General features: G+C 71.9%; 2 protein-coding genes and 2 pseudogenes. All 4 read left to right on the plus strand.

The genetic code is table 11. The annotated features are described in order from the left end of the window. Nucleotides 1-164: 164 nt before the first annotated feature. A pseudogene (locus GH736_RS25220) lies at nucleotides 165-914 on the plus strand (PPK2 family polyphosphate kinase); the annotation flags it as partial. A gap of 3 nt (nucleotides 915-917) precedes the next feature. Continuing rightward, nucleotides 918-2,090 (plus strand): annotated as a pseudogene (locus tag GH736_RS25225) (carboxylesterase/lipase family protein); the annotation flags it as partial. A gap of 24 nt (nucleotides 2,091-2,114) precedes the next feature. Next, nucleotides 2,115-3,164, plus strand: coding sequence for a zinc-dependent alcohol dehydrogenase family protein (locus GH736_RS19185; RefSeq protein ID WP_159606199.1), 1,050 nt, complete (start codon nucleotides 2,115-2,117; stop codon nucleotides 3,162-3,164). Beyond that, complete coding sequence (locus tag GH736_RS25230) at nucleotides 3,161-3,595, plus strand: heme-binding protein (protein WP_159606201.1); 435 nt, start codon at nucleotides 3,161-3,163, stop codon at nucleotides 3,593-3,595. The genes GH736_RS19185 and GH736_RS25230 overlap by 4 nt, the downstream gene beginning before the upstream one ends. Nucleotides 3,596-3,614: the final 19 nt, after the last annotated feature.

Raw genomic sequence — 3,614 nt, forward strand, 5'->3', positions numbered from 1 at the left:
GCCCCGCTGACGCTTCAGGGGGCGCGGGCGCGGTCGGGTGACGTCGCGGCCGGGCCCGCGGGCACCCCCGCACATCCGACGCCTCGCGTCGAGCCCTTGCCGCGGCATCCGCTCACTCGACAGGATGGACCCGGGCGACACCGAGTCGCACGAAGGAGTGTGACATGAGCCGCGAGTCGTACTGGCGCGAGGACCCGACCGGACTGCTGCGGGTGGACCCGGGATTCGTGCTGCTCGAATCGCCGACCGACGTGACCCCGGGGTTCGACGGCAACAAGAAGTCAGGGCGGGCCGCCCTGAGGGAGGGCGCACTGGTCCTGACGGACTTGCAGGAGAAGCTGTTCGCGCACCACCAGACGGGCGACGACGGCCGGCGCATCCTGCTCGTGCTCCAGGCCATGGACACCGCGGGCAAGGGCGGCATCGTGAAGCACGTCATCGGCAACGTCGACCCGCAGGGTGTGCAGCTCGCCTCCTTCAAGGCCCCCTCCGAGGAGGAGTTGAAGCACGACTTCCTCTGGCGCATCCGCAAGCAGGTGCCCGAGGCGGGCATGATCGGCGTGTTCGACCGGTCGCACTACGAGGACGTGCTCATCGCGCTGGTGCGCGAGCTCGCTGCGCCCGAGGAGATCGAGCGCCGCTACGGCGCGATCAACGAGTTCGAGGCCGAGCTGGTGGCCCAGGGCACGACGATCATCAAGGTCATGCTGCACATCTCGCCCGAGGAGCAGAAGGCGCGACTGATGGATCGGCTGAAGCGCCCCGAGAAGCAGTGGAAGTACAGCCCCAACGACGTCGAGGAGCGGATGCTCGGACCCAAGTACCAGGAGGCCTACCAGGCGGCGTTCGACCGCACCGCCACCCCCATCGCGCCGTGGTACGTCGTGCCGGCCGACCACAAGTGGTACGCGCGGCAGGGCGAGCGGCTGGTGCGGCGGCACGGCGTCGTCTACGTCAGCCTCAACTACCGGCTCGGCGCGCTCGGCTGGCTCGACTTCCGGGCGTACGCGTCGGCGCGGCATCCGTTCGACTGCAATCTCGGGCTGCGCGACCAGGTCGCCGCGCTCGACTGGGTGCGGCGCAACATCGCCGCGTTCGGGGGCGACCCCGGCAGGGTGACCCTGTTCGGCGAGTCGTCGGGCGCGAACTCCGTGACCACGCTCATGGCCGTGCCCGCGGCCGAGGGGCTCTTCGCCCGGGCGATCGCGCAGAGCTCGCCGGCGAACGCCGTGTACACGCCCGAGGTCGCTGCGAAGTGGGCGGCCGAGTACGTGCGCACGCTCAGCCGGCTCGTCGACGACGACGACCTCGAGAGCGATTCGGGCGAGGATGCCGCGGTCATGCTGCACACCGCCGACCCGGCCGTGCTCGCCGAGGCGACCACCCGGCTGTCGCTGCGGACGCCCGACGAGAATCCGGGCACCATCAGCCTCGCGCCCGTGATCGACGGGGAGTTCCTGCCGCAGCGGCCGCTCGACGCGTTCGCCGACGGCACGGCCCACCGCATCCCGCTCATCATCGGCACGAACGACCGCGAGGGGTCGCTGTTCGTCGGGCGCATCAGCATCCTGCCCACGACGAAGCCGCGCATCCGCGCGATCTTCGCGAACACCCGCAAGAAGTCGCGGAAGGCGATCAAGCGCCAGTACCCGGGGCTGCCCGAACGCCGTCCGGCCGCCGACTTCGCGGGCGACTTCACGTTCTGGTTCCCGAGCGTGAAGGTCGGCGAGCGGCACTCGCGACACGCGCCGGTCTACTTCTACCGCTTCGATGCGGCCCCACGGATGCCGCGGCTGATCGGCCTCGACGCGACCCACGGCCTCGACCTGTTCGCACTGTTCGAGAAGTTCGACACGCTGACCGGCGCCGGCCTCACGCTGCTCGGCGGGCGCCGCCTCTATCGCGAGGTCGGACGACGGATGCAGCAGCACTGGACCTCGTTCGCGGCATCCGGAGCACCCGGCCCCTCGTGGCCGGCCTACGACGAGGCCGACCGGCGCACCCTCGTCTTCGACCGGGTCGACCGCGTCGAGCTCGACCCGCGCAGTGCGAAGCGGATCGCCTGGCAGGAGTTCGTGCCGCACGTGTGAGGGGCCGCGCGTAGGCTCGGACGCATGCTTGCCACGATCATCCATGCGCCACGCGACATCCGCGTCGAGACCGTGCCCGACCCCGAGCTGTCGACGGGCGGCGACGCCATCGTCAGGGTCGTCGCCGCATGCGTCTGCGGTTCCGACCTCTGGCCGTACCGCGGCGTCACGCCCACCGACGAGCCGCACCGCATCGGCCACGAGTTCGTCGGCGTCGTCGAGGCCGTCGGCCACGACGTGCAGCACATCGCGGTCGGCGACTTCGTCATCGCGCCGTTCTACGTGTGCGACAACACCTGCATCAACTGCCGCAACGGGGTCTCGACGTCGTGTCTGAACGGCGGCTGGTGGGGCGGCGACGACCGGTTCGGCGGGTTCGCCGACGGCGGCCAGGGCGAGCGCGTGCGCGTGCCGCTCGCCGACGGCACGCTCGTGCCCGTGGGCGGGCCGATCGCCGACGAGCAGGTGCCCGGGCTCCTGACCCTGTCCGACGTCATGGGCACCGGCCACCACGCCGCGGTCAGCGCGGGCGTGCGGCCCGGCGACTCCGTCGCGGTCGTGGGCGACGGGGCCGTCGGCCTCTGCGCGGTCATCGCGGCGAAGCGGCTCGGAGCGACGACGATCATCGCGATGTCGCGGCATCCCGAGCGGCAGGAGCTGGCTCGCGCGTTCGGCGCCACCCACATCGTCGCCGAGCGCGGCGACGAGGGCGTCGCCGCCGTGCAGGAGCTCACGGGTGGTATCGGCGCCGATCGCGTGCTCGAGTGCGTCGGCACGAAGGAGTCGATGGACCAGGCGATCCGCTCCGCCCGCCCCGGCGGCATGGTCGGCTACGTCGGCGTCCCGAACGGCGGCCCCGAGTTGCCCGTGCGCACCCTGTTCAACCGCAACGTCGGCGTCAACGGCGGCGTCGCCCCCGTGCGCGGCTACATCGAGGAGCTGCTGCCCGACGTGCTCTCGGGCGCGATCGAGCCCGGCCGCGTGTTCGACCTCGAGCTGCCGCTCGCCGACGCGGCCGAGGCGTACGCCGCCATGGACGAGCGCCGCGCGATCAAGGTGCTGCTGCGGCCATGAGCGAACTGCGCGAACGGCTCATCGCCGAGGAGTCCGAGCTCGTCTTCGACCGGTTCACGCTCGACGACGCGTGGGCGCTCGGGGTCCGGCTCCGCACCGCCGCGGCCGAGCACGGGCTCCCGGTGGCGATCGCGATCTGGTTCGGCCCGCAGCGGGTCTTCCACGCGGCGCTGCCCGGATCCTCGGCGGACAACGACGGCTGGCTCGACCGCAAGCACCGGGTCGTGGAGCGCTTCGGGCACGCGTCGATGCTCGTGGGCGAGTCCTTCCGGGCCGACGGCGGCGACTTCGACGCCGACGCGCGGCTTGACCCGCGGGAGTATGCGGCGAGGTGCTGGCGGAGGGTGGTGGCGTGCTGCCGCTGTTCGGCGGTGGTGACCTTCGACGCGACACGGCTGATCGACGCGAGCGGGTCGATGGCTGGGAAGTGACCGGCGACGGCGAGGCGGC

This window comes from Agromyces humi, assembly GCF_009720255.1.
Classification (GTDB): Bacteria; Actinomycetota; Actinomycetes; order Actinomycetales; family Microbacteriaceae; genus Agromyces; species Agromyces humi.

What these genes read in the sequence shown, in the direction of transcription:
- GH736_RS19185 (WP_159606199.1), top strand. Translation starts at nt 2,115, where the DNA reads ATGCTTGCCACGATCATCCATGCGCCACGCGACATCCGCGTCGAGACC.
- GH736_RS25230 (WP_159606201.1), top strand. Translation starts at nt 3,161, where the DNA reads ATGAGCGAACTGCGCGAACGGCTCATCGCCGAGGAGTCCGAGCTCGTC.